Origin of the sequence: Methanoculleus sediminis (genome assembly GCF_001017125.1) — an archaeon.
In the GTDB taxonomy this organism is placed as follows: domain Archaea; phylum Halobacteriota; class Methanomicrobia; order Methanomicrobiales; family Methanoculleaceae; genus Methanoculleus; species Methanoculleus sediminis.
In genome coordinates this window covers 11,373-36,064 of record NZ_JXOJ01000003.1, presented here as the reverse complement: position 1 = coordinate 36,064, position 24,692 = coordinate 11,373, and the positions used below count along the sequence as shown (strand labels likewise).

The window sequence follows — 24,692 nt, the reverse complement described above, 5'->3', positions numbered from 1 at the left end:
AGCATGGGTGCGAATGCCTCATCAGGGTATTGGTGAGCCATCCCGGAATCAAATTATCAGAGTCCGGGTAACAATTCACCGCACTTCGTAATTTTTTGAACAATTCCGGCGACGACCGACCTCTCTTCCGGCTGCAGTCTCGTGTAGTACAGCCGCGTGTCGTTCGCTTCGACGATTGCCACGGCGTCCGCGACCGGTTTCAAGAACCGCTCGAACCCGGCGCCCCCGGACGCGACGATCCCGCGAACGGCGCTTTTGATCACGGGGACCCGCCCCTCACCGACGATCCCTTTCAGGAAATCCGCCGTGATCCGCCGCACCGTGCCCGGGTCCAGGCCTTCCGCGTGCCCGTATGCCTCACCTATCAGGGAGAGGCCGTTCGCCTCGTTCCCGTCCAGGAGTTCCTCCCGTGCGCGATCGAGCGAGAGCCGCGCCATTTGCGCCCGCGTCCCGGCGGCATACGAAGGCTCCCGCTCGTGCCAGGCCTCCAGGAACTCGATAAGAGCGCCGACACGGTCCCGGCCGGCCGGTCTTCGCATCGCCCGCCACAGCCAGAAGAGGCGGTCCCGGACCTCGTACGACGTCCGCTTCCTCATCGGGCGGGAGACGACGTAGCCGTCCGCCTCCAGCCTCCGGAGCTGCGCGGTCACCGTCGCCGGATTCAGCCGGGCACGCTCCGCGATATCCTTCGGCGTAAGGGGGGTATCCGCACCGAGGACGGTATCGAAGATGATCCTCCGCTGCCCGGGAAGCCTCCCGAACACTTCCCGGTAGTAGGGCGTCTGCTCGTCCATCATCCTGAAGAAGACTGCCGCCATATCATCGGTCCCGCATCGGGAGACGGTCTCGTACGCCTGGACGGCCAGCCGCGGGCTGCCGCCGGCGAGGTGCAGCAGCCCCTCGATGCCGGGCTCGTAATCGGGGAAGTTCTCGATGAAAGCGGTGTTGCCGTCCAGCCGTGCGACCCTCTTCATGAGTTCCTTCGCTTCGGCAGGTTCGAGTTCCCGGAGGCGAAAGACCCGGAAGAAGTTGTAGAACGGCTCGTCGTGATCTGCAATCCCGGGGAAGAGCGACGGTGCCGACGCGACCACCGAGAAGAGATCCGTCCGCTGGAATACCGACCGCAGCGCCCGGATCTCGCTTCTGTCCATCTGGGTGAAGATTTCGTGGACGTTGTCGGCGAATATCGCGATCCGTCTTCCGGCGGCCGCTTCGGCGAGGGTGTCGACCGCGGCGTCGCGGACCAGGGGGTCGTCGCCGAGCGCGACGATCTCCGAAGTATCGATTCCCATCTCCTCGAGCACCCGGAGAAAGAAGTCGGACGCCCTGAATATCGAGTACTCCTCCTCCGCGAGTTTCACGGGGGTTATCCGCCCACAGAGCTCGTCGCGAACCCTGCAGTAGAGCAGGCTCATCAGGTGGGATTTCCCGGCGCCGCGGGAGCCGGTCAGGAGGAAGAACCGCGGCGTTCCGCTCCGGGACGCCCGGTCCAGTTCTTCCAGCATCTCCCCGAGGAGGTCTTCCCGGCCGACGAGGAGGTGCCGGAGCGTCTCGTTGTCCAGCGCCCCGGGGAAGTAGCGGCAGGCGGCCGCACTACCCGGTGCCGGCATGGTAGATCCTCCACCAGTCCCGGAGCATCTTCGAGTAGAACCGCAACTCGCCGGGGGTATCCATGGCGACGTAAAAATCGTGGTTCAACTGCGCGAGCAGCGCTAAAAAAGCATCTTCGCTCTCCGATGCGGTGCTCCGCCTGAAGATCTCGTAGGCGATGCCCACGGACAGGGATTCTGCGGCGCTCACCCTGCCCAGGATGGCCCGTGCGGCTTTCGCTTCCGCATCGGAGTAGGTGATCCGGAGACGGCGCGAGTAGTGCTCGAAGTAATGGCGCCCCTCGCTGCCGAGGATTCGTTTGTTGTAGACCCGATCGACCAGCGCCGGGGAGGGAGCGCCGCCGGAGATCTCGATCTCCTCCTTCAGGCCGGAGAGGACGATCATGAGGAAGTAGGGGATGCAGGGGTCGCCCACGCAGTCGAGGACGGCCCGCCCGGTCTCCGGGGAATACGACCACCCTTCATCCTGAAAAACGCGTTCGACGACGGACAGGGCGACGCCCTCTTCGAACCCGCCGATGCCGACCCTCCGGAAGTCGTTGATGACCGGGGTTCCGCCGACATCGTAGACGACGTGATCGATGCTGACCGAGCCCCCGACGATGAACCTCACCCCGGGGGAGTCCTGCCGCAGCCGCCGGAACCAGTGCAGGAACGTTCTCGCGTCGTCGGCCTCCATGTTCTGTATGGCAACCGGGAACTCGTCCAGGATGATGCAGACCGGGCGGTCGATCCCTGCAAAGATCGCATCCAGCCTCTTCGCCTTCTCGTGCCAGTCGTCCGAGAACTCCGCCCGGAGACGGCTGCGGAGTTTTGCCCTGAAGACCGGGGTCTCGATCTCGTCGATGTTCTCCTGCAGCCGGGCGAACGCCTTCTCGAGCGCCGAGAAGATCCGGGTCTTGTGCCCTGCTTCCCCGCACTCGACGAGCGCCGTAACGAGATCGGTGATGAACTCCCCCGGCGAGTTGACGCTCTCGACCTCGAGGAAGACGCACGGCTTATGTCTGCTTTCGAGGTCTCTTTCGATCTTACGCATGATCGAGGTCTTGCCGAACCGCCGGGGAGCGACGAGCATGACGTGGTCTTTCTCAATCGTGTCCAGGATGAACGCGGTCTCGCGCTCGCGGTCGATGAAGTCGTCTCCCGTTGCGGGACTACCTACAGGCAACATGCTGCACCCAATGAGAGTGTCGTATAACAGATGTGTTATATAACGATTTTGTTATGTTACTGGGATCCGGGAGGGCGGCTCATGGTGCGGGTAAAAATTAGAGGTCCCACCGGTTCAGGAGCGGGCCGCCTCCAGTAGAGTAGTTTATTTTTGCAGTGTCTGGATCTGGATGAGATTGCCGCAGGTGTCGTCGAAGACCGCTATGATCACCCGGTCGACAACTTCCGTCGGCTCCATCGTGAACTTCACGCCCTGTGCTTTCAGCCTCTCGTATTCGGTATGGGTGTCTTCGACACCAAATGACGCGGCGGGGATGCCCTGTTCGAATATCCCTTTCTGGTATGCCTGCGCTACCGGGTTATCGTTCAGCTCGAGCAGAAGCTCGGTTCCGTTCGGGTCGCCGGGGGCGACGACGGTAAGCCACCGGTAGCCTTCGGCAGAAACGTCGTTCTTCTTCACAAAGCCCAGTGTTCCGGTGTAGAAGTTCAGGGCCCGGTCCTGGTCGTCGACAAATACCCTGGTCAGTATGATCTTCATGGTCGCCCATATTCGGAGGACCATATGTAGGTTTCGGCAACCGGTTGGTCCGAATCATCCCCGGACCGGAGCGTATTCCCGCAGGTATGCAGCAGCCAGTTCGTATGCCGAATACACCTTCTCCCGCTCAACCCCCGGCACGCCGCATGCCACGATGTGAACCGTCGTTGTGGCGGGGGTGATCTTTGTTGCATCAGAGTCGCGGTACGGGTAGACGGCGACGATCGCGTCTTCATCCGTCAGGATAACCTGGTTCGTATGGAGCACGACGGGTGCCGCCATCCCGATGCCGAGGAACTCCTCGCCCTCTCCTGCAAACCTCATAACGAGCTCCCCGCCCAGGGTGTCGGCATCGAACGCGGCAATGGGTATGCCTGTCCGGACCGAGGCCAGGTTATAGGCGTCCACCGCGGTGTTGATCGCCGGGAGCATCTTCCCGCCCAGGATCCTTCTCACCAGCGCTTCCGAGGCGGGCCGCGTCTTGGTCGGATCGACGCCCACCCTCCAGAAGAAGTCCCGGTACGCCCTGAACAGGGGTTCATCTTTGATCCTCTCCAGCGTATACTGTTCTCTTGCCAGACGGACGATCCCGTCTTTCAGGGCTTCCAGGGCCGGACTCTCCTCCTGAACCGACAGCGGCCCGACATCACCTTCTGCAACCGAGAGACCGGGGAAGGCGGCAAGAATCTCCTTATGCATCTCCATGGCTCGCACCGTTCCTGCTGGATCGAGAGAACATCGCCATGCTGCCCCGGGGAACGAACCGTTCCGGCGATGGAGATGCTCGCGTCAACGTTTCTGCCTTCAACCGTATTGACCTTTTTTGAATCAGGGAGTGATCAGACCTCCAATATGTAGCAGAAAAAGCCCTCGTTCGTGTGAATCAGAGAAGAGGGGTCTGGCGACCGGCAGCGGTTATCCTCTACCGGCCGCTACGTAGATACCTGAAGGGCGCGACGGCGGAATAGGGACATTTTTCCTCCCCTACTCCTCGCCCTGCTCTTTGCCGGACGTTGTGGCCCTGTTGTTCGGGTTGAGCGGGAGAGATGCAATACTCTCAAATCCTGGAGGAGCAGAGAGAATAGCATGAGTGAGATGGCCAGGAACGTTCTCCGCTGCCCGGTATGCCGGAGCACCGATATCTACTGGGACGCCCGCGGCCTGTATGCGACGCTGTATCACTGCAAGCAGTGCGGGTATCAGGGAGCGTTCATCCTGGAATGTGGGGAGGAAGGCGATACTCCTCCGGTGTGAAGATGGTGCCGCGGGGAGAAGCTTCTTGAAATTCAGGAGGCTCACCCCCCGCCGAGCACCTTCACCAGCACCGCCACGACCCCGCCGGCCCGGCGCTGATCGTCGAGATCCTCTTCTCTCGCACCTTACGGTGCTCGAACTCCTGCCCTCGCACCCCCAGTGCTCGAACTCCGTTCCCATGGAATGTCGTTCCTACCGGCGCTCAAGCTCCGTTCCGGAGGAACGTCGCACCTTCGGCCAGTCGTTCTTCTCCGGCCTTCTCCGCCCGCCATCCCTCCAGCACCCGGAGCCGGGCCTCGAAATCCTCGTTCGAAGACCTTCGGTCTTCTCACGCTCCCGCCCCGCACCTTCGGTGCTCCTGCTCCGTTCCTACGGAACATCGCACCCTTCGGCCGGTCGCGTCCCACTCCTCCATCCGCTACAACGCCCGGCGCCTCCACTTCACATCGCGGTTCGTCTCGTAAGACCGGGCTCCCGGGTGGTTTTTTCTTCGGTCATCCTGGTTACCCTCCCGGGGGGCTATAGGGAGCCGGAGACAAAAAGGCTGACCGTAACGGTTATATTCCATAATCGGAGCCCGATCCGCGCTCCCCGATAAAGTCAGGCTGATGCCCTTCCGGGTCTACCCTATAGTTGTCTGTCATATTCCCGGGAACATGCAGGCACGGAAGACGCTTCGCGTCTTCCTAACAGGCACAACCAGATGGTTGAGCCGTGCCACGGAAGATGCTTCGCGTCTTCCTAACAGGCACAACCAGATGGTTGAGCCGTGCCACGGAAGATGCTTCGCGTCTTCCTGTCAGGCACGACCCAGAGGGTTGTGCCGTGAGGAGTGAAAAACCATGGCAGACTTCGTTCAGACAACCGTGAACAAAACGGCGGTCCGGGACCTCGCCGTCCCGATCGCCGACGTAACGTCGTTTAACAACCTCGTCGAGACCGTCATCGACGACAACCCCTTCGGGTGCGTCGGGTATACGGGTGCCGACGGCGAGGCCGTTGCTCCGGTCGTCCGCAACCGCGAGCACTACACCGCGAAGGTGAACTTCCTCGACGGCGAGGGCAAGAGGGTCGGGACCGTCTCGCTCCAGTCCCCGACGATCGCCGCCTTCGAGGCGAACGCCGCCGCGGTGATGGAGGACGCAACCATCGCGGCCGCGATGGGCGGCGAGGCCGTCCGGAACGGCCCCGGCGAGACCTACTACTGTCAGCTCCGGTGCCACGACCCCTCGGGTGACGACTACTACGTCACCTTCACCCGGAAGACCGTCCGGATCTCGTCCTACCAGGACGACGCCATCCGTACTGCGGTCGAGGCGTGGGCCGACAACGTCGGCACGCTGGACTGAAGCAGGGACTACCCCCCTGCTCATTCTCCCCTTCACTTTCATCCCACACGTGGCTCCCCTTTAACTACCCCCTCTTCTCCAGAGTGACGTATGACGCACTCGGCGCTTCTCCGCCACGACGAGACCCTCTTCCGCGACCCCGAGGTCTTTGAGTTCACGTTCGTTCCGGAGCAGGTTCACTACCGCGACGCGCAGGTCAGGGAACTCGCCTCCCTTCTCCGGCCGGCTCTCCGGGGCGGGAGCGCGGAAAATGCCGTCCTCCGCGGCCCGCCGGGGACCGGGAAGACCACCACCGTCCGCCGGATCTTCGCCGAGGTCGCCGAGGTTACCCACCGGGTCGTCCCGATCCGGGTCAACTGCCAGCATGACCGCACGGCGCTTGCGGTCTTTCGATGCATCTTCGAGCAGATCTTCGGCTACGCCCCACCGTCACGGCATCTCGACGGGATCAAACAGGCGATCGCCGCCCGGCTCCGGGACGAGGACGCACGTCTCGTCGTCTGCCTCGACGACGCGAACTACCTCATCCCGGCAGGAACCTACAACACCCTCCTCTACCAGATCCTCCGGCTCTACGAGAAGTGGGACGTCAGAAAGCCCGGGGTCGTTGCGGTCGCGAGCGATCTCTCCCTGAACCTCTACGCGGAGGCCGACGAGCGGGTGCGATCGGTCTTCCACCCGACGGAGGTCTTCTTCCCGCCCTACGGGAAGGCCGAGGTCCGGGGGATCCTCGCCGACCGCGTCCGGCAGGGGCTCTACCCGGGAGTGGTCCCGAAGTCCCTGCTCGACCGCATCGCGGGAATCGCCGCCGGCGAACAGGACGTCCGGGTCGGGATCGACCTCGTCCGGCTGGCGGTCCTCCGGGCGGAGGGGGACGGGCGCCGGCAGGTCACCGCGGCCGACGTGACGGCCGCCGCCCGGGCAGTGGTGGCCCCGGTGCTCCGGGCCAGGGCCGCGGGGCTCTCGGAGAGCGAGCGGGCGCTGCTCTCGCGGATCGCGGAGCAGTCGCTTGCGGGTTCCGATATGACGGGGGGAGCGGTCTTTGAGGAGGTGAAGGACTACCTCCCGGTCGGGCGAACGGCCTACCATGAGCACCTGAAAAGGCTCGCAGAGGCCGGGATCGTCGACCTGGTGCCCGGGACCGGCCGTGGGCGGGGGCGGGAGATCCGGCTCCGCTACGATCCCGCCGAGGTGGCCGCGGCCTGTGCAGGCCAGGAAGACCTCCGGATCCTGCCCGCGGCCCGTAATTTTGACCGTTAATCGTTACCGGAGTTTTGCCCGGTGCGTTTGTACCAGGCCGGACTCGCTTCACCTTTCAAAAGACTGATGACGGAGCGCGGTAATACTGACAGTAGCATAAGGATGAGGGGTGAGCGAATGGCTGAACGCAGGTTAACGGAGAAGTCCCGTGAGGCAATCGTTCGTATACTCACCCGGAACGGTGCCGACTGGATTGCAGTCTTCGGCTCCTATGCCCGGGGAGATGCCGGCGCAGCAAGTGACATCGACATCCTGGTCAGGTTCGCCCGCAAAAAAAGTCTCTTCCAGCTTGTTCGAATCGAGGACGAACTCCGGCGTGCTCTCGGGAGAGACGTGGATCTTGTCACCGAGAACGCCGTGAGCCCTTACCTTGCCGATGCAATATACCGTGATGCCGTGGTGATCTATGACGCCGGAGGACCCCGCATATCTCCGCCACATCCTTGATGCCATCATAAGCATCGAGGAGTTCTCCAAAGGAATTTCGTCGGCGCAGGACCTCCGGAACCGCCGGCTGGAACGCGCCGGGATCGAGCGCATGCTGACCATTATCGGCGAGGCGGCAAAGAAGATCTCCCCGGAGTTGCGCGAGAGTTATCCGGAGGCTCCCTGAAGAGAGGCCGCGGGGATGCGGGATAAAATCATCCATCACTACTTCGGTGTGGACTACGAAGCGGTATTCCTGACCATACAGGATGATCTCCCGGTGCTCAAGCGGGAGATCCGGTCTATCCTCGATGAGATCGACCGCATCCGTTCCACCGGGTAGCATCGCGAAGATGCAGGTCACGCCGGGTACGCTCCGCCGGGAGGACAGGATCCTCAACGGCCGGCAACATCTTTTGCAGAACCCGGGATAGGAGATCCGGTTCTCCAAAGTGAGTGCCGGACCGGGTGACGTCTCACCGGAAAAACCCGGATCGATCGTCAACCGGATCCTGCCCGGAATCCGTGATCCCGGCCCGTACCTCCAGGATCGTGGTTTCCGGCAAAGTAACGTTTATATAATTCCCGTTGTCTAATCCGGGGCCATCGGCTCACCCTTTTAACCCCCGGTTCCCGAGGATGATGCATGCGCCGGGAACCTTCCCGGTGCGCGAGGTACAGAACCATGCAGCACGAAACCAGAAGAACCGAACCGAGAACCAGCGGCGGCAGCCCGAACCGGAAGTGTGACCGCACCGTCGGCCAGGCCGCCACTGGTACATCCTCACCGGAAGAGATAAACGTCTCCCCGGTGCCGCTCTTCCTCGTCCCGCGAGCGGTCGCGGACGAGATCCGGCGGCACGGCCGGGCCGTCCGGGAGATCAACGTCCGCCGGACGCGGAACCACCAGTACATCGTCAGCGTCGAGCGGGGGCGGCCGTGATTTCGGAGGCAGGCACGCTCGCCTGTACCGCCGCGGGCGGGCTCGTCGTCGACGTGGAGGGGGAGCGCTACCGGATCGAGGCCGGGGATGTAAAAAGTTTGATCTTTTCCGGCCGGCCGGCTCAGGTGGTGCGGGAGCGGCATGAAGGTGGGACCGGATTGACGATCGAGGGGTATGCGGCGGTGAACCCCGCCGGGAGAGCGGTGGTGATCCGGGTCCGGGCGGGGGCCTGGATCGTCCCGCTTGTTTCCTTTCGGCGGGTGGCGTGCGGGGAGGCTGTCTCTGCCCCGCTCTCCCCCTCGTGCGGGGCTGTCCAATGCGCGGTGAAGTTCACCGGCCGATCGAGGTCCTCGCCGGCGGCGGATACATGATGTGATATGGTAGCGCAACGATACCCCTCTCGCGAGAGGATGCCGTGATCGACCGGCATTAGATTCTTCTTCACTCCCGAGAGATTACTCAGAAAGAAATCAGAGGCATATAGAGGGGAGACATGGCAGTCGAAAAGATCGGCGCTCGGACTCATTTGGGAGCATCTATAAGAGCTGTGGCATGAACCCCGTCCGCATCTTCATCAGCAGTGTGCAGAAGGAGTTCGCCGACGAGCGGCGGGCGCTATTCGATTACATAAGGAAGGATCCCCTGCTGCGTCGTTTTTACGAAGTATTCCTCTTCGAAGACCTGCCGGCTTCCGGGCGCCGGCCGGACGAGACCTACCTGGCAGAGGTGGACCGCTGCGGCATCTACCTCTGCCTGCTCGGCAACGAGTACGGCCGTGCGGATACTGACAGTCGCTCGCCCACCGAACGCGAGTTCGATCGTGCCACTGCCGGGGGTAAGGAACGCCTGGTCTTCGTCAAAGGCAGTGACGACTCAGTGCGCGACCCGAAGGTGCTGGCTCTTCTCCGCAAGGTTGACGGCCAGCTCATCCGTCGCCGTTTCAACAGTGTGCCGGAGTTGACCGCGGAGGTTTATGCCAGCCTTATCGAACACCTGGACCGCACCGGCACACTGCGAACCCGCCCGTTTGATGCCTCCGCATGTCTTGATGCTACGCTCGACGATATCTCGCAGGAGAAGATCGTGGAGTTTCTTTCCCGGGCTCAGCAGAGTCGAGGGTATGCCCTCAGCCCCGATACCCCGGTGCCCAAAGCGCTTGCGCACCTGAACCTGCTTGACGGGGGTCTCCCCAACAACGCGGCCGTGCTCCTCTTCGGGAAACAGCCTCAGCGTTTTCTCGCCAGTTCCGAGGTCAAGTGCCTTCATTTCCACGGCACTGAGGTGAGTAAACCCATTCCTTCCTACCAGATTTACAAGGGCACCGTCTTTGAGCTGGTCGATCAATCGCTTGACTTCGTACTCTCCAAGATTGCCCGTTCTATCGGCACCCGGGTCGGGGGGCCAACGGCACCGGCGACGTACGAGGTCCCCCCGGAGGCTGTGGGCGAGGCCATCATCAACGCCATTGCGCACCGCGACTATGCTTCGAACGCCTCGGTTCAGGTCATGCTCTTTGCCGACCGGCTGGAGGTGTGGAATCCCGGTCAGCTGCCGCCGTCCCTTTCGCCCGAGGCACTCCGTGTCCCGCACCCCTCTATCCCGCGCAACCCTCTCATCGCAGAGCCGCTCTTCCTGACCCGCTATATCGAGAAAGCCGGCACCGGAACCCTCGATATGATCGAGCAGTGTGCCAGGGCCGGCCTGCCGCCCCCGGAATTCCGGCAGAACGGCGGGCAATTCATCCAGGTTCTATGGCGCCCGGGACGAGACCTGGTGATAGGTGCTCAAACAGGGGACCTGGTGGGGACCAAGTTGGGACTAAGTGGGGACCAAGTCGAAGTGCTGCGCACCTGCGTGGCGGAGATGTCCATTTCCGAACTTATGGACGTTGCAGGAAGGACGAACCGCACCAAGTTCAGAAACTCCGTACTGAAGCCACTGATGCAGGCGGGGTTGATCGAGATGACCATCCCCGACAGGCCCCGGAGCAGCAACCAGAAGTACCGGATCACTGAGAGGGGCCGTGCCCTGCTTGCCGGAAGGGATACGCCGTGACCGCCTGCGCTACCCGGCAACAGGCCCCGGTGCGCTACGAGGTCCCGAAGGAGGTGGCAGCGGAGGCGATCGCGAACGCCGTTGCCCACCGCGACTACACCGGCCAGCGTCCAGGTGATGCTCTTCTCCGACCGCCTGGAGATCTGGAACCCTGGTACCCTCCCGCCGTCCCTCTCGAAAAACTCCGGCAGGCTCACGGGTCGGTGCCGGCGAACCCGCTCCTCACCGAACCGATGATGGCACGGGAGGCAATTGAACTCTACATTGAGGGCATGCTAGCGAGAGGTGAGGAAATCCCCACCGAGGAAGGGCTCCTGGAATACACCCTCACCGTCGAGGCCCATGCCTGAACTTCCGGCGCTCACGGCCCGGAAAGCCGTTAAGATTCTGGAAAAGAAGGGGTTTGGTGACAGGAGGACGTTATCCTCTACCGACCGCCACGTAGATTGCTGAAGACCGTGACGGCGGAATAGGGAGCCCATCCTCCCGGAGCCCTTCGATGTGGAACTCAATCGCTTCGTGCATCCGCTCTTTCACTTCCTCGCGAGTCGCTCCGGTCGCCACGCATCCCGGAATGTCCGGGGAGTATGCCGAGTAGTTGCCGTCGGTCTGCTCGACGATGACAAGAAATCGATACATTATTCAATCCTTTCAGCCCTGCAGGAGCGCCGGGGGGCTGCCATCCCCGCTTGCCCCGTATGAAATACTGTATGAGGATGCTCATGTTTCTTGCGTTCCGATCCAACCTCGGGTCCCATGACGACGTTCGTGCCCTTCATGATGTCGCTATACGACATTCAGTTTCTGTAGCGCCTCGCGTGCGGCATTCATGGCGGCCTGTCGCTTCTTCGGGCCGGAACCTTCACCATAATTCTTACCGCCGATGAAGACGTTGGCAGTCCATGTTGGTTCGTGATCCGGACCATATTTCGCATACGTATATTCCGGTTTCTCTTGTTGGTGCGACTGAACATATTCTTGAAGTAACCCTTTCGCGTTTTTATCCCCGGAAACCTTTTCTATTTCAGGGGTAAATATCCGAAGTATCACTTCTCTGGCTTTTTCCGGGCTTACGTTATGGTATATCGCGCCAATAAAGGCCTCAAAGACATCAGCAATGATAGAATCTGTCAACAGTGTGCTTTTTGACAATAATACGGCGTCATCCAGTCACAGATCATATTCCATCACAATGTCCGCCAGATTGTAATTTTCTGTCACCTTTATCCGCGTATTCATCTCCCCTTCCGGAAGGCATGTGGTGGAATACAGGTGCTCTGCAACGATGAAATCCAGGAGATAGTTCCCGAAGAATTCCAACCGCTCGTAATCGTCACACATTATCCCCCTCTGTTTCATCTCATTGGCGAGTGAACTATGCGTGAGTGTGGTATCATAAAGAGCAAGAGCTTCTTCAGTGGTCGCCTCAATTCTGAAGTAAGGACCACTGAGAATATCGAGTATCTTCTTCTTACGAGACTCTTCCATAAGAAAACGATGCACCTATGGTGATTTAACCATTGACATCTGATACTGACTGAATACAGGCGGCTAGCAGTTGATGAACAATTTGATAGCATACAACATTTCCTGAATTACAAAAAGATTAGGCAGCTCAGTTGGTTTTGATACTGTATCGATAGGTTGACTATTCGTAAAGGATCCCCTTTAAATAGGATCCTCAATAAAGAATTAAATGAGGTATATGCCAAAACATATCCTTTTAGTAGAGCCTGATTACTATTCGCCGTTTCCTCCGATAGGCCTCTTGAAATTAGCCTCATATCACAAGCAAGAAGGAAATTCTGTCGAATTGATCACAGGTTGTAGGCCACCTACAAAGCGACCCGATTTGATTTACGTAACAAGTCTTTTTACATGGACTTGGAAGCCAGTATGGGCAGCGATCAAATATTATAAACGTCTATTTCCAAAAGTTGCTATTTGGCTTGGAGGGATATATGCCTCCGTAGACCCTGAGCACGCAGCGCTATCTGGAGCAGATCATATCTTCCAAGGTGTTTTCCATGAAACCGAAGATTTGATACCAGATTATAGTCTGAAACCAGATTGGGATGGAAGTATCGTCTTTTCTTCACGTGGATGTAATCGTAACTGTGGATTTTGTGCTGTTCCAAAAATCGAAGGAAAATTGAATGCATGTAAGTCGTCTATTAAGGAATTTGTTTGGCCAACACATTCAAGAATATTTTTCTTTGATAATAACTTCCTCTGGAATCCCCATAAGCACGAGATTTTCGCGGAGTTAAGGGAGTTAAATAAGACTGTAGACTTTAACCAGGGTCTAGATGCTCGTTTAATCGATAATGACTTGGCAGAAAATCTCAGCATGCTTCCACTGAATAAAGCAGCAAGTGTAAGACTTGCATACGACTTAAAAGAACAAAAAAACTCAGTAGAAAAGGCAATTCGACTATTGAACGAGAATGGTATACCAAAAAGAAAAATCTTCGTATACACATTATTTAATTATCATGATACTCCTGAAGAGTTTTTAGAGAGAGTTATCAACATCCTCAATTGGGGAGCAATATGTTATCCAATGAGATACGAGCCACTAAAAGCAAAGGAAAAAAATCGATACATTTCCTCAAATTGGACAAGAGGCCAAGTGGAAGCAGTTCAAAAGGCACGCCGCGTAATAGGTTTTAGAGGAATTTTTCCGCCCTATAGGGCATTGATCGACAAATTTGAGCGAGCGGGTAACTTTGACGAAGCTTTCGAACTAAGAAAGCCAAAAGAAGAGGGGGGCATACTATGAGATGCGCATGCTGTGGGATGGAAATTCTTGGACAAAAATTTGGACCATATCAGAATAATGAATATTATTGTGAGCGCTGTTGGTACGATCCGAGTTTATTCTTTCCCGATAAACCAGGGAAAATTATTCAACGTTGTACCTTTAAGGGCCCCCGTCTTTCCAACGAAGAACTCAATCTAATTGAAATAATAGATCTCTATAGACAACAGTCGATTAATCCAAATAGAGCGGTTTCAGACATCTGGGAGCAGGTCCTTGGGAAGCAGCGTATAAAAATACCTGCAATGCGGGCACGACAGAAAAATATTTTACTATACTTTGGTAAAATCAAGGCATATGAGTTGTTGTTACTCTCTGCGGTTGATCAATGGAGCGACAATGATTGTGAGGGTTATCAAAGGAACCAATATAACTCAAAGAAACGAGAAATAAAAGATTATCTCCAAAAGTGTCCAATCCCCTTAGTTCCTGCAATTCTTGGCAGTATAAAAGATGGGCAGTTCATACCGGAAAATGGTGACTGCTTTGGACACTTGGAATTGCCGATAATACCTGGGTCAATCGCCCTTCTGGATGGCCAGCAGAGAACAAGTGGATTTGAAGTTGTGTTTCAAGAGTTCAAAGAATTTATCAAAAACAACGGTTTTGATGTAGACAATGGAATTATAGAACAATATTATGAGTTATTTAATTTTGAACTCCCAATTGTGTTAATCAACTCAATAAAAATATCTGATAAAGTTCGAACTGAAAAGAAACTTCCAGAAGATATTGATCCTACTGATATTGAAAGAGCTTTCTTTTTCATTATCAATAAAACGCAAAAAGCGGTGAATGCCTCGCTAAAAGATGAATTGGCATACAAAACAATTTCTGCGGGGATAAGAGGAATACCAGTTATTGAAAAAGAGTTATGGAGAACAGAAGTTGTTCCGATCGCAAATTCTCTGAATGGTGAGCAGGGGCCCTTGGAGGGTCTTATTAACTTAGGTGGGGTTCCTGGACTGAAGAAACCAATACAATTGAATGGCTTTGTGACCTCGTTAAAGTCTCTCTTTTCCAACGAGCATTTCACTTCTTTAACCGCCGAGAAGAAAAGAGAGTTTCTGCACGCCTATTGGGGAATGATTAGAGAAATTATCCCTGAGACTTTTGACAAAGAATCTTATAATAAATTTTTGCTAACAAAATCGATAGGTATCTACTCGCTCAATAATCTGGCTAATGATATCTTTAATCATTGTTTAAATAGACATGTGGACCCCTTTTTGAAAGAGAACTTGAGATCTTATCTATATCCATTGAAGAACTTTGACTGGAGTATAGAAACTTCCCCATTTGCTATCTTAGCGGGGAAGAAAGGTGTGAAAAGGGCCAAGGAGATGATGATAGAGTTAGTCAAAGTTGCAGAAGTAAATGAAGCATAGTCAGTAAATGATCAAGGAGAAACGATCCTTGAATAAGCTCATTAAACATTTTTGATCGGGGTTTGGAATGCTCTAGGGTATTCTTTGATCTAATTGCAGATCCGATACCATTCAAATTCACTACAGTCTTATCCTTTTGCTCTATATGAGCACGTTTTTCGCAGTATATCTTATTCCCAATGCTAAATTTCCGATACGAATAAGTAGCATTTATATATACCAAAGAGAAGGTTTAACTGTGTGAAATATGGACGTCGCTTCAGAATCTCGATTTGCTAACAACCTTGTCCAGTATATAGCAGCTAGAATGTCTGGAACCCACGATGATGATGGGATCATTAGTGAAAAGCCGAGTAAATATTTCATTCTCGGATGCCTTGCGGCCCAACGGCTTAGAGATCGTGTTAACGAAGTTGATGAGCCTGATAACTATGATTCAGACAAGAAAGCTGCCTCAATTCGAGCTCAACAGATCAGAGTATCCATATTATTAACTAAAAGCAGCATAACTGAAGAGTCTAGTCTTTCGATAACTGCTACTGGTCATGTATATTATAAGATTCGGCCAGATCGCAATGAAGAGGCAACAACTCAGAGTTACCTTTGGAAGAGGTGCCCCTTCTCTCATTCATGCCACGTCGATATATTGTATTTAGTTTCTCAAACTCAGGATAATCAGAGCTCGTTTAGCGAGCGACTCAACTTTGCCGAAACTATTAGTGTTATCAATAATGATCCGTTAACGAAAACCAGTATCCCATTTGGGACTTGGCAAGCGGAGGTCTCAGTACATATACATGAATATGATGAAGAACGGCTGATTGCCACAATCACTTTTTGTAATAAAAGTGTTGAGCCAGAATCAGCAGACGACTTTGAACGAACATTATTTGATTGCGTGATCAAAGTCAAGTTACATTCTCTGATTCCGAGTGAGTTTCAAGATGAGTATCTTTACGAAGAATATCACCAGAAGTACCATTACGATTTCCGTACGATTAATTGCCAAGCACGTTGGGTTTCAGAGGGTGAGTCCCTTATTACGCAGCACTATGGTTATTTTGAGCAAGAAAACATTGGACCCAGAGAATCTATTAAGGAGATTAAGTTCCGATTCAATGATTTCACCAGCGATCAAACAGCAATTCCAATTCTGGATAACTTCTTACGTGAATTGCATTTAATGCATGAAACATACGAAAATGCCTGTCCTGATGATGTGAATGATAACGAATACAAGCCACGGGAAGGTCATAAGGAGAGAACCTGGGGAGAGCAACAACAGCAGATATCTCACTTTAAAAACCTTCTTGGACGCGTCAGTCAAGGAGTTGATTTAATCAAGTGTGACCCTAAAGTCAAAGAAGCGTTTTATAAGACAAATTTGTCTTTTGATAACTATTACAACAATAATGGCACTCCAGGATCCGGTTGGCGAATATTTCAGTTGACCTTTATTCTTGCAAGCCTTCCTTCAGTTGTACAAGAAAAATATCTTGACACAGTTGATGTACTACATGTCGATACTGGAGGAGGGAAATCTGAGGCTTATTTTGGGTTGGTGTTATTCACTGCATTTTACGATAGAATCAACAACAAGAAAGATGGAGTTAGCGCTATTGTAAAATTTCCTTTGAGAATGCTCTCAATTCAACAACTAGAGAGATTGTCTAGCCTCATAATTCATGCGGATGCAGTCCGTGCGCAACATCCCCAAATTTTTCCAGGAGAAGTCTTCTCTCTTGGTTATTATGTTGGTAATCAAAGTGATGATTTTCCAAAGACCTACAAGGAGGTCAAGAAGAAGTTATATTCTGGGAAATCGCTTTTAACGCCAGCTCCAGAATCACTGATTGTATCGAAGTGTCCCTTATGTGCAGCAGAACTGAATAGTAAAGTAAGACTAATTGACGACCCTGCACGAAGTAGAGTGATTCATAAGTGTGATCAGTGCAATAAGGAGTTCTATATCTACTTTAGCGACTACGAAATCTTCCGTTGGAGACCCACTGTTATAGTATCTACTGTCGATAAATGGGCCAGTTTAGCTCAGCAAAGGCGAGTTAGAGCTCTCCTTGGAGGTAGAGGCAGTCTATGCTCAGAGGGTCATGGGTTCATAATCTCGGGAGACAAGTGTCAAACTAATAGTAAAGATGAAGCATTCCATTGTGAGCACATTGGTGAATCACGTCCTAGTTCAGATGGGCCACGTTTGTCAATTCAAGATGAAATGCACTTACTACGAGAGGGATTCGGAACAATATCTTCTCATTTTGAAGGCCTCATCGAATCGATAGTCAAACATACGTCTGGTCGGCAGTTAAAACACATCTCAATGAGTGCGACGTTAAATGGTACATCCAATCAGATACAGGAATTATATCTGAAGAACACCTTTGTCATTCCGGGAAGGTGTCCTGAAGGTGTCGGTAGCAGTAATGATGTTTTCTTTGAGAAACGAACTGGCCCAAAAAGGGTTATCTATGGATTTAAGCCGAATCTAAGAGATAACCACTATGCGGCATTGAGAACTTTACTTCACTATGCGGAATTCGTAATCAACGCGCAGTCTAGCCTAAACACCGATCCAGATGGATTCTGTGAAGAATACTTACTAGAGAATGTTAACAATGCACAGGAATTGATAAAACAATTCATTATCCCCTTAACATATCACTTGAAAAAACAGGATGCATATGACATGCAGCGCCTACAGGATGCTGTGGTTGCAGAACCTCTCACCCAACATTATGGTGCAGGTGTCGAAGGTGTACCGTTAACAGGTGATAATTCTTTAGAGCAGTTAAAGCAAACTATCGATGACATCAAGAGTTATGTTACTGAATATTCTCCTGACTTGATTGAAAATCATCAGTTAACTCTAAAACCGATCTACTCAACGTCTGTTGTCTCTCACGGTGTGGACCTTGAAGAGTTAAACTTTATGATATTTCAAGGACTCCCGTATTCTACAGCTGAATACATCCAAGCTCTTTCAAGGGTTGGCAGGAAACATCTAGGGATTGTCCTTGTTTGGTTTTACCCAAATCGGGTTCGCGATGATAGTTTTTTTAGGAATTTTTCTCGATATCATGACACATTAGATCATCAAGTCAGACCAGTTCCTATAAATCGGTTCTCTCGGTTGGGTATATATCAAACATTAAACTCAATGTTTTGTGCAAGTGTGTTGACATATATGTCAAATCTTAAAGGAAAGCCGCTATATCATAAGCAAGACATTGCTGACCTTACCCCAGAAGATAAGGAACGAATTGTACAATTTATGCATAGTGCGTACGGTAGGAACGCTCTGGATGTAAACCTTCGAAAGGAGGTAGAAGAACGGATCAATGAAGTTGTTTTAGGTCAAGGTAGTAACACTGATTTCTTCCCAAAATTACTAGCTAAAACAGGAGATCCCCTATATAGGAATCAGTCCGGGATGAGAGGAATACAGAAAAACCTGGGACTAGTTCTGGCCGAAGCAGATCGACAATATTTGGCAGAAAGGAGGGAATCAAATGAATAAATTTGAACACTCTATCCCCGAGAGTAGTGCTTTCTTCCAGGGACATGTCGATCAGTACTTCTCTAAAAGTAAGATGAGTTATCAGGTCTTTTTGAATTTTGAGGATCGAATTCAGACCGATAATATTAATATCCCGAAATTCCGTCCAATATTCTGTAGAATAATCAATAAATTCATCGCTTTAAGATCCAGAGATGGTTGGGAGCAACATCAAATTCTCTCCGACCAACTCAAACTACAAGCAGTAAAATTTGTAGATGACCTGGAAGAAGAGATTTCGGGTTACTATAGGATTGAACCGAGAACAGCAATTTGCAGAAAAAAATTACCTAATAACCAATATTGTAATCACTATTTCGAATTGGGTAAACCAAGAGGATGCGGGCACAATGACATTGATCCTTTTAAACAAATTACATTTGTCGCATACTGTGACGAGTGCGGGAGAACTGCTCCACTCCATTCGATGACAAACCTTCGAAATGACTGTCCAGGATGTCATGCAGACAGAAGCCTAAATATTCTTCTCTGGGATAAATCGGACTCAATATCTACATACAAAGTAAAATGCACTCAATGTGGCCACGAAACAAAGTTGAACTTCATATATTGCGATCATTATATCAGAACTTCAGAGAGAACGTTGTCCACCAAACCACGAAGACACTTCAAAGGTGTTGCAATAAGAGCTTCAACAATAATTCACCCATATGTACATTCTATTCCAGATATCCCTAGTAGAGAGGAAATTGATAATTCCGGGAGGCGAAATACACAAGGGAGAATCTTTTCAGAATCATTTCATGCTTTATTTCCTAATTTAGAGGGAGAACACCACCTGTTTTTGCCCGAATTTAAGGCAAATATGATCAATACTGAGGAATTCTGGGTTCTAGCAAGAATCATCGCTTCATGTGAAGACTTAAATTTAGAAGTTCAAATAAAAAACCAATGGTCACAAATCCAATTTATTAATTTAATTAAAACGATAATAAAAACTGCCAACCACTTTATCGATGCTGGAGGCGATTCAGCCGCGGTTATAGCGCGATTTGGCATTAATCTAATAGAACGCGCTTTAACCGACACGAACGATGTAGACTTTGATGAAAATGATTTACAGGGGATATACTTGGGTATGCATCCATCCGGGGAACAGAATATTGATTCACCATTGCTCCCGAGGAAGCAGCTCACACCAAATTTAAAACCGAATGACTACTCTCAGTTTCTAAAGAGGTTTGGATTAAAGGAGATAATGCATGTCGCGAATTTCAACATGGTCCAAGCCGTTCTAGGAACGATTAAAGGTTCGACACGGCGAGATCCTCTGCTTTTTGAACTAATTTTTACAGGAAGCGGCGATTCTAGAAGACCAACTACATTCTTAAGGGAATTTTTAACCGAGGGAATCCTTTTCCATCTAGATTATGGCAAAATTTTGGAGTGGGCAGAAGCAAACAAAATGCACATCGATGAAAGTCTTCAAATTAATCTTGATGACAATAATGAGGAGATTCTATATCGATCCTTAATAACTTATAACAATAAATTTAAAGACGCTGTTTACACTCTGCTGCACACGTATTCTCATATGTTAATCCAACAATCAACTATAAACACAGGATTAGATATTCAAAGTCTTGCAGAGATCATTTATCCAAAAACTGGATCGTTCTTCATATACTCAACAAGTAGTATTAACATTGGCGGACTTGAAAACACATATCACTATCATCTCGAAGACTGGCTGAATAGAACCGTCGACCTCGCTTCAGATTGTCCACAAGACCCGGCATGTATGATCCATGAAGGTGGATCCTGTAACGCTTGCAGTTATCTGCCGGAGTTTGTGTGTGCGAATTTCAACCAAAATCTTGATCGATCAGCCTTAATTGGAGGACCCAGGTATACTCGCGGGTATCTTTCGTAATGATCAATCCTAGTGTTTATAGAAGGATTATGGAGTATATCCGATCGTACCTAGCAGAACATGGTTCTGCTACGATAGAAGATTTGCTGCGTAATTACCGTGAGTCTACTCCAATAAGCGAATTTGAATTAAAGAGAGTAGTAACTACAGGAATTGAGGAGGGGTACCTAAAAGTTGAAAAAAATGCTATAGATAAGTACAGCAATTTAATCTCTCAAATTAAAATCTATCAACCGGAGGAATTACTAAACTCAGTTGTCGTTGTAATTTCGAAACCTAGACTTCGCGAGCTTAGCTTATCTGGAATTGAGTATCGTAATCAGTTTATTGAAACTACTGAGTGCTTTCAACAAGTTATTTCATCTGCACATCGTGTATTACGGATCTGTTCACCATTTTTACAAAAGGACGTAATTCAGGAGGACGCATATCCTGAATTAGAGCACCACTTATCGGAGGCGCTGCTTAGGGGTGTAAAGATCCGGATATTGACTCGAGAACTTATTGAAAGGCGATATGCTGAAGTGTCCTGGATAAAAGAACTCGCCAGAGCATTAGAGTTAGAGAATAGTGTCACAATTGTTGATTATCATCATACCTCTGATACTGGGAAGGTGGTTTCAAGTACACACGCCAAGATGCTAATTGCTGACAGTGGTGTTGCGTACATCGGAAGTGCGGAGTTCAGACGTAATAGTTTAATTGCTAACTTTGAAGTCGGTTGTTTACTCTCTGGCCCCGTTGTGTTTGGGCTTTGTGAAGTGTTTGATTCAATGTATTCTAATGGACGTGTTATTCTATGAAGAAACTACGTTCGATAGAGTATATTGACAAGGATTGTTCTGAAGTATTATTGAAAACAGAGAGTAATGGCATTTCTTCGAACTTATCCCCTTTTTCATTGGAAATCATGAATGCAATTTTTGAACATCAGGTTACAATAATATTATCCCAGAGTTCACTAAATATCACTCCCTTAATTGCGTGTTTATACGCATATAAACAAAACCATGATGTATTAATTGGTATACCAAAAAAGAAATTCAACGAAGTATATAAGGGATATACTCAGGCTTATTTTTCCCTTACGTATCAAAAAATTATTAACAGGATTATTTCCAACCCTTTTTTCTTCTATAGTGATCTATTTTGGTGTAAGGGAAAAATTGATCTTTCTACTGATGCTGTAAATAATATCGATATCGAGACATATCCTACTCAGGGTAAACGAGAGTTCAAAGAGAAATATAATCTCCTAATGAGAGAAAGGCTCACTAACAGCCAACTGACTCAAAATCCAATTATATTGAGCATACCAATTGAAACATCTATACCCTCAAATATGACTGGAGAAAAAGAGATCACATTTATCAGCGAGGAGTATCAGCCACTCAACTACGACCCCCATTTGATATTCCTCGAATCAATTAATGAAAGAAGATTTGAATTTGAGCACCTCTTAAAAATTTCTGAAAACATTATCGGTTCTGGTAAAAAGATTGTTCTTCATTTCTCTTGGCCATATTTAGGAGGGCTCAATTCTCTTTTAAGTGAACTAAAAGAAACTCATCGGCACAATGTTGCAGTGTTTCATCTTGGGAAGCGACTCTGTTTTGAGATGAGAGAGAAATTCAGAAAACCTCCAGAGTCTATTTTACATCTCTCATTAGAGGGAAATCAGTGGGATAAACTATATTATCCAAATGATACAGGTAGATTTTTGGTAGAGGTCTATTTGCCTTATACCGACCGAATTAATAGTGAAAGCAGCGCTGCTAGTATCATTAATACAACGTGGCCCATTGATGAGCGATTACGTGATATATGGAAAATGGATACAAGCGGAGATATATCTTCAAACGTGGCAAAGAACATTCTAAGATTCCCTCCAGTAATAGATGTCTTTCTTCACCCGTCTGAACTTAAAGTTAGGAGTTATATTGAGGATATTCACTCCTGGAGATATATTCCAATAAGGGATTACTTACTAAGTCAAACAACGATTGATGAAAAGTTTTTACGCCCTGTTTTTGGCATCTTTTCAGAATTAGACTCCTGTAAGGATCTCTCCCGCTATCTGCGGGGCCTCCATACTAATGCTTCACCGAGTAAAAAAACGCTTTTTCAAATGTGTGTATTTGAGTGGCTTCAAAGTAGCATTGAAAATCTATTGGATGAGAATAGTCATGATGAACAGTTACAAGGTCCATTGATAAAATTCGTTATCGCAAAAAATCATCCCTATTTTGAAACTCGTAAAGGCATTTTCGATTCGATTCGTTATTTTTTCTCAGGTCTTAATGATATACTCAGTTCTTCAGAACTACCAAGAATAATCAAGAGAGGGCAGAGGATATTTCTAAAGGTTCATAAAAAAGAGGCAGAAATATTTGATGGAAGAAAACTGACGCCTAAAAATATTTTTGTTAAGCAAGAATTAAATCGATATTTAAGGTTCCCCGTGGAAGTCTCTCAATATATCTGTGATGGTTCACTAATCATTTCCGTTTCGATTAAACTCGATGAACGATTTATAAAAATCAAGAATATATCCGAAAATCCAGAATTAACGAGACAAATTCTTGACAGGCTGGATATCTACAGATTGCACATAAAAACAGATGGATACTATTCTGAATATACCCTTTCAAACACAATGATGAAATCTAACCTCAACACCAAAACATTTGAAGTATCTCTTGACATAAGCGTGAAAGATCCAAGAGGCACAAAGAAAACAATGGCCTCTATGCATTTTTCACATCATGATTTATCAGATTTATATACATTAGATAAGGATGAAATAAAACAATCTATCTTGTTGATTCCAGGCCCTATTCCATTTCAAACGATAACTGATAGAGGCATCATAATTACCAAAGGATATGCATCGCTATTATTGCCATTCAAAAAAATTATCTTCTTAGCATATCCAGGCATCAATTTTAAACGAATAACTCGTCAATTAAAGGCAATTGACCCATTCTTCAAAAAAGAACTCACCGACATCTCCATTAGAGACCTTTCGTATTCACTTCAGCAAACACACAACTGTCACACTATCGACTTGCCAAAGCCAATAGAGCAGTTGGATGAACCTATTGACCAACTAATTATCGAAGATACATCTTTTGATGTTGCAGTAAGGGAAGAGTTAACTAATGAGCGCAATGCGCACGATGATGATGAAAGGCAAGAGATAATAACCCTAAAAAGTATTTGGGATAGGTTGAAAGATAGATCCGCACGAAAGGAAAAACTCTCTTTCTCGAATAGATACTGCCCTCATTCCAACCGTGATATGTTGTCCATTAAGGTCCAATTTGATAATGGGACAACGGAACAAATCGCCTTTTCAAAAGACACTCTCATTAGAAGGAAAACTGATGGCCTCTATCTACTTTGCCCAGTAGAGGATTTAAAAACAGGTGACGAGATTCTATACATCGAAACGAGCGATAAGCTAACCATTGACAACTATGTATTGAACGACTTTTTTGATACCCAAGATTTATCGATTGAGCAAATTTTAGAACCATTCACATGCCTTAAAATATTCTATAATGCCTTAAAATCCATAAACCAGCAAGAAACAAATACTATGTCCGAACTGGAAAAAATTTACTGGCTCTCTGACGAAGAAAAAGAAAAGTTAGTTATTACAATTACATCTCTTGTAAATCCCTATAACGAGGACAACCTGATCAACGAAGTTGAGAAAAATATATTTTGGGCTCCAGTTATTTCATTTAATGAATTAGAGGAAATATTTGGCGAAGGGAATAATATCATAACGTATTCAAAACTGTATAAAGTTGCGAAGAAATTAGGGATTTCAATCGCAGAAAATACATTTAAGCAGTACTGCTCTCTAGCGTTAAATGAACAAAATCACTATTACTTCAAAAACCCGGATGATCTATTTGCTCTCGGCCGGTTAATTGGGCATACAGAAATCTGTGACGATTATGAAATGATTAACGAAATGGGCCGAAAAGTTGGTAGGATATTACAAATAATTGGTCGAAGCATTTCAAGAGTAACCAGCGGGAATTCCGAATTACTTAGTGAATTGGATATGGGTATTGAGGGCTTAATCAAAAAATGTGTGGTCGTTAATGAAACTGACTCATGAGACAGTCATTCCAAGAAAAACCCAGTACGGGCATCCGAGTGCATGTCATAGCGCATCCAATCTCTCTTCACCCTCCCAACCATCAAGCCCTAATTACCAAAGAATGACAACAAATCCCAAGAGCACCGTATACAGAAACGGCTCCACATCACCGTGACACCCGACGTCCACGACCACCCGAAAAACCGCGCCAGCAACCTCAGCTAATTCATCGGTACGGCTATCCGCAACGCTACTCTATCGATTCAACCATCAATAACAATTCTTGCAGAAAATAA

At 49.7% G+C, this 24,692-nt stretch carries 21 protein-coding genes and 1 pseudogene; 15 read left to right on the top strand and 7 right to left on the bottom strand.

Annotated elements, in window-relative coordinates; genetic code table 11:
• Window positions 1-56: 56 nt before the first annotated feature.
• From SZ63_RS07705 to SZ63_RS07690, 4 genes are all read right to left on the bottom strand, one after another.
• Complete coding sequence (locus tag SZ63_RS07705) at window positions 57-1,610, bottom strand: AAA family ATPase (protein ID WP_048183916.1); 1,554 nt, start codon at window positions 1,608-1,610, stop codon at window positions 57-59.
• Window positions 1,594-2,781: an ATP-binding protein gene (locus SZ63_RS07700; RefSeq protein WP_048183913.1), complete on the bottom strand. Its 1,188-nt coding sequence runs from the start codon at window positions 2,779-2,781 to the stop codon at window positions 1,594-1,596. Before SZ63_RS07700 ends, SZ63_RS07705 begins: the two co-directional genes overlap by 17 nt.
• Before the next feature lie 144 nt (window positions 2,782-2,925).
• Entirely contained in the window at window positions 2,926-3,318 is a 393-nt protein-coding gene (locus tag SZ63_RS07695) for a VOC family protein (protein WP_048184194.1), read from the bottom strand.
• Window positions 3,319-3,372: 54 nt separating this feature from the next.
• Complete coding sequence (locus SZ63_RS07690; RefSeq protein ID WP_048183910.1) at window positions 3,373-4,023, bottom strand: B3/B4 domain-containing protein; 651 nt, start codon at window positions 4,021-4,023, stop codon at window positions 3,373-3,375.
• 381 nt (window positions 4,024-4,404) lie between these two features.
• Here SZ63_RS07690 and SZ63_RS12965 point away from each other — a divergent pair, with 381 nt between their 5' ends.
• The 9 genes and pseudogenes from SZ63_RS12965 (at window position 4,405) to SZ63_RS13285 (ending at window position 10,955) form a co-directional block, all read left to right on the top strand.
• On the top strand, window positions 4,405-4,572 hold the full coding sequence (locus SZ63_RS12965; protein ID WP_156168431.1) for a hypothetical protein: 168 nt from the start codon (window positions 4,405-4,407) through the stop codon (window positions 4,570-4,572).
• Between the two features lie 842 nt (window positions 4,573-5,414).
• Entirely contained in the window at window positions 5,415-5,921 is a 507-nt protein-coding gene (locus tag SZ63_RS07685; protein WP_048183907.1) for a hypothetical protein, read from the top strand.
• A 90-nt stretch (window positions 5,922-6,011) separates the two neighbouring features.
• Window positions 6,012-7,181 carry an ORC1-type DNA replication protein gene (locus tag SZ63_RS07680; protein WP_052959097.1) on the top strand — a complete coding sequence of 390 codons (1,170 nt, stop codon included), beginning with the start codon at window positions 6,012-6,014 and terminating at the stop codon, window positions 7,179-7,181.
• Between the two features lie 117 nt (window positions 7,182-7,298).
• Window positions 7,299-7,628: a type VII toxin-antitoxin system MntA family adenylyltransferase antitoxin gene (mntA, locus tag SZ63_RS07675; protein ID WP_048183905.1), complete on the top strand. Its 330-nt coding sequence runs from the start codon at window positions 7,299-7,301 to the stop codon at window positions 7,626-7,628.
• Window positions 7,588-7,950: pseudogene (locus SZ63_RS13265) on the top strand (HepT-like ribonuclease domain-containing protein). Before mntA ends, SZ63_RS13265 begins: the two are co-directional and overlap by 41 nt.
• Window positions 7,951-8,292: 342 nt before the next feature.
• Entirely contained in the window at window positions 8,293-8,550 is a 258-nt protein-coding gene (locus SZ63_RS07665; RefSeq protein ID WP_241481284.1) for a hypothetical protein, read from the top strand.
• Window positions 8,547-8,921: a hypothetical protein gene (locus tag SZ63_RS07660; RefSeq protein ID WP_052959096.1), complete on the top strand. Its 375-nt coding sequence runs from the start codon at window positions 8,547-8,549 to the stop codon at window positions 8,919-8,921. The genes SZ63_RS07665 and SZ63_RS07660 overlap by 4 nt, the downstream gene beginning before the upstream one ends.
• A 181-nt stretch (window positions 8,922-9,102) precedes the next feature.
• Window positions 9,103-10,605 (top strand): ATP-binding protein, encoded by a 1,503-nt coding sequence (locus SZ63_RS07655; RefSeq protein WP_048183899.1) that lies wholly within the window; start codon window positions 9,103-9,105, stop codon window positions 10,603-10,605.
• Window positions 10,602-10,955, top strand: a complete 354-nt coding sequence (locus SZ63_RS13285) for a hypothetical protein (protein WP_048183896.1) — start codon at window positions 10,602-10,604, stop codon at window positions 10,953-10,955. Before SZ63_RS07655 ends, SZ63_RS13285 begins: the two co-directional genes overlap by 4 nt.
• Window positions 10,956-11,025: 70 nt before the next feature.
• On the opposite strand, the gene SZ63_RS07645 is transcribed toward SZ63_RS13285, so the two are convergent.
• The 3 genes from SZ63_RS07645 to SZ63_RS07635 all read right to left on the bottom strand — a co-directional run bounded on the left by SZ63_RS07645 (window position 11,026) and on the right by SZ63_RS07635 (window position 12,093).
• The gene (locus tag SZ63_RS07645) at window positions 11,026-11,244 is read right to left on the bottom strand and encodes a type II toxin-antitoxin system HicB family antitoxin (RefSeq protein WP_048114588.1); all 219 of its coding nucleotides are present in this window, start codon (window positions 11,242-11,244) and stop codon (window positions 11,026-11,028) included.
• Window positions 11,245-11,391: 147 nt separating this feature from the next.
• Complete coding sequence (locus SZ63_RS07640; RefSeq protein ID WP_162199197.1) at window positions 11,392-11,739, bottom strand: putative dsRNA-binding protein; 348 nt, start codon at window positions 11,737-11,739, stop codon at window positions 11,392-11,394.
• 36 nt (window positions 11,740-11,775) lie between these two features.
• Window positions 11,776-12,093, bottom strand: a complete 318-nt coding sequence (locus SZ63_RS07635; protein WP_048183891.1) for a ribonuclease III family protein — start codon at window positions 12,091-12,093, stop codon at window positions 11,776-11,778.
• 208 nt (window positions 12,094-12,301) lie between these two features.
• Here SZ63_RS07635 and SZ63_RS12720 point away from each other — a divergent pair, with 208 nt between their 5' ends.
• The 6 genes from SZ63_RS12720 (at window position 12,302) to SZ63_RS12950 (ending at window position 24,414) form a co-directional block, all read left to right on the top strand.
• Entirely contained in the window at window positions 12,302-13,387 is a 1,086-nt protein-coding gene (locus SZ63_RS12720; RefSeq protein WP_082122705.1) for a B12-binding domain-containing radical SAM protein, read from the top strand.
• 17 nt (window positions 13,388-13,404) lie between these two features.
• The gene (locus SZ63_RS12715; RefSeq protein WP_162199196.1) at window positions 13,405-14,814 is read left to right on the top strand and encodes a DGQHR domain-containing protein; all 1,410 of its coding nucleotides are present in this window, start codon (window positions 13,405-13,407) and stop codon (window positions 14,812-14,814) included.
• A gap of 247 nt (window positions 14,815-15,061) precedes the next feature.
• On the top strand, window positions 15,062-18,346 hold the full coding sequence (locus SZ63_RS12710; protein ID WP_082122703.1) for a DEAD/DEAH box helicase: 3,285 nt from the start codon (window positions 15,062-15,064) through the stop codon (window positions 18,344-18,346).
• The gene (locus SZ63_RS12955; protein ID WP_156168429.1) at window positions 18,339-20,279 is read left to right on the top strand and encodes a DUF1998 domain-containing protein; all 1,941 of its coding nucleotides are present in this window, start codon (window positions 18,339-18,341) and stop codon (window positions 20,277-20,279) included. The genes SZ63_RS12710 and SZ63_RS12955 overlap by 8 nt, the downstream gene beginning before the upstream one ends.
• Window positions 20,279-21,082, top strand: a complete 804-nt coding sequence (locus tag SZ63_RS12705) for a phospholipase D-like domain-containing protein (RefSeq protein WP_082122702.1) — start codon at window positions 20,279-20,281, stop codon at window positions 21,080-21,082. Before SZ63_RS12955 ends, SZ63_RS12705 begins: the two co-directional genes overlap by 1 nt.
• Window positions 21,079-24,414: a hypothetical protein gene (locus SZ63_RS12950; RefSeq protein ID WP_156168427.1), complete on the top strand. Its 3,336-nt coding sequence runs from the start codon at window positions 21,079-21,081 to the stop codon at window positions 24,412-24,414. Before SZ63_RS12705 ends, SZ63_RS12950 begins: the two co-directional genes overlap by 4 nt.
• The last annotated feature ends 278 nt before the right edge of the window (window positions 24,415-24,692 follow it).

Excerpts from the sequence above, each read along its gene's own strand:
- SZ63_RS07705 (WP_048183916.1), bottom strand. The coding sequence starts at position 1,610 with ATGCCGGCACCGGGTAGTGCGGCCGCCTGCCGCTACTTCCCCGGGGCG.
- mntA (WP_048183905.1), top strand. The coding sequence starts at position 7,299 with ATGGCTGAACGCAGGTTAACGGAGAAGTCCCGTGAGGCAATCGTTCGT.
- SZ63_RS12955 (WP_156168429.1), top strand. The coding sequence starts at position 18,339 with ATGAATAAATTTGAACACTCTATCCCCGAGAGTAGTGCTTTCTTCCAG.
- SZ63_RS07700 (WP_048183913.1), bottom strand. The coding sequence starts at position 2,781 with ATGTTGCCTGTAGGTAGTCCCGCAACGGGAGACGACTTCATCGACCGC.
- SZ63_RS12720 (WP_082122705.1), top strand. The coding sequence starts at position 12,302 with ATGAGGTATATGCCAAAACATATCCTTTTAGTAGAGCCTGATTACTAT.
- SZ63_RS07690 (WP_048183910.1), bottom strand. The coding sequence starts at position 4,023 with ATGGAGATGCATAAGGAGATTCTTGCCGCCTTCCCCGGTCTCTCGGTT.
- SZ63_RS12965 (WP_156168431.1), top strand. The coding sequence starts at position 4,405 with ATGAGTGAGATGGCCAGGAACGTTCTCCGCTGCCCGGTATGCCGGAGC.
- SZ63_RS12950 (WP_156168427.1), top strand. The coding sequence starts at position 21,079 with ATGAAGAAACTACGTTCGATAGAGTATATTGACAAGGATTGTTCTGAA.
- SZ63_RS07685 (WP_048183907.1), top strand. The coding sequence starts at position 5,415 with ATGGCAGACTTCGTTCAGACAACCGTGAACAAAACGGCGGTCCGGGAC.
- SZ63_RS07665 (WP_241481284.1), top strand. The coding sequence starts at position 8,293 with ATGCAGCACGAAACCAGAAGAACCGAACCGAGAACCAGCGGCGGCAGC.
- SZ63_RS12715 (WP_162199196.1), top strand. The coding sequence starts at position 13,405 with ATGGAAATTCTTGGACAAAAATTTGGACCATATCAGAATAATGAATAT.
- SZ63_RS12710 (WP_082122703.1), top strand. The coding sequence starts at position 15,062 with ATGGACGTCGCTTCAGAATCTCGATTTGCTAACAACCTTGTCCAGTAT.
- SZ63_RS07680 (WP_052959097.1), top strand. The coding sequence starts at position 6,012 with ATGACGCACTCGGCGCTTCTCCGCCACGACGAGACCCTCTTCCGCGAC.
- SZ63_RS07645 (WP_048114588.1), bottom strand. The coding sequence starts at position 11,244 with ATGTATCGATTTCTTGTCATCGTCGAGCAGACCGACGGCAACTACTCG.
- SZ63_RS07695 (WP_048184194.1), bottom strand. The coding sequence starts at position 3,318 with ATGAAGATCATACTGACCAGGGTATTTGTCGACGACCAGGACCGGGCC.
- SZ63_RS12705 (WP_082122702.1), top strand. The coding sequence starts at position 20,279 with ATGATCAATCCTAGTGTTTATAGAAGGATTATGGAGTATATCCGATCG.
- SZ63_RS07655 (WP_048183899.1), top strand. The coding sequence starts at position 9,103 with ATGAACCCCGTCCGCATCTTCATCAGCAGTGTGCAGAAGGAGTTCGCC.
- SZ63_RS07635 (WP_048183891.1), bottom strand. The coding sequence starts at position 12,093 with ATGGAAGAGTCTCGTAAGAAGAAGATACTCGATATTCTCAGTGGTCCT.